The organism is Cellulomonas algicola, from assembly GCF_003851725.1.
In the GTDB taxonomy this organism is placed as follows: Bacteria; Actinomycetota; Actinomycetes; order Actinomycetales; family Cellulomonadaceae; genus Cellulomonas; species Cellulomonas algicola.
Map to the genome: position 1 here is coordinate 1 of NZ_BHYL01000477.1, position 692 is coordinate 692.

1 protein-coding gene and 1 pseudogene are annotated in these 692 nt (G+C 70.4%); one reads left to right on the plus strand and one right to left on the minus strand.

Annotation, left to right across the window (positions count from 1 at the left end):
- Window positions 1-71 precede the first annotated feature (71 nt).
- Window positions 72-227: pseudogene (locus tag CTKZ_RS22745) on the plus strand (helix-turn-helix domain-containing protein); the annotation flags it as partial.
- A gap of 234 nt (window positions 228-461) precedes the next feature.
- On the opposite strand, the gene CTKZ_RS22240 reads toward CTKZ_RS22745, so the two are convergent.
- On the minus strand, window positions 462-692 hold a 231-nt coding region (locus tag CTKZ_RS22240; protein ID WP_210766406.1), incomplete at its 5' end, for a hypothetical protein.

The following is a 692-nucleotide window of genomic DNA, read 5'->3' on the forward strand; positions in this document are numbered from 1 at the left end:
GGTGTCCTGTTTCAGGACATGGGCAACGCATGTCTCAGGACATCGGCAACACCGCTCGGTGATGCTCGGGCATGTCGCGTGCCCGCCTGGTGATCACCGCTGTCGTGCTCGAGGGCCGCTCGCAGGCCGAGGTGGCCCGCGCCTACGGGCTGTCGCGGTCCTGGGTCAGCCGCCTGGTCGCCCGCTACCGCGACGTCGGGGAGGCCGCGTTCGAACCGCGATCCCGACGTCCCCGCACCAGCCCCACACGCACCGCCCCCGCCCCCGCCCGGGCGACCTCGACCAGCTGCAGACCCTGCTCGACACCTGGCGCGAGCACTACAACACCGCCCGCCCCCACACCTCGCTGCACGGACGCACCCCCGCCGCCGCCTACGCCGCCAAAGCCAAGGCGCACCCCGTCGGCGGCCCAGGCAGCCACGAACGCATCCGCCACGACCGCGTCGACAACGACGGCAAGCTCACCCTTGCGAGTCGCCGGCCGCCTGCACCACATCGGCATCGGACGAACCCACGCCCGAACCCCCGTGATCATGCTCATCGCCGACCTCGACGTCCGCGTGGTCCACGCCATCACCGGAGAACTCCTGCGCGAACTCACCATCGACACCACCCGCAACTACCAACCCCAGACACGCAAACAGGCCGGACCCTGAGGGTCCGGCCTGTTGCCGATGTCCTGCGACATCACA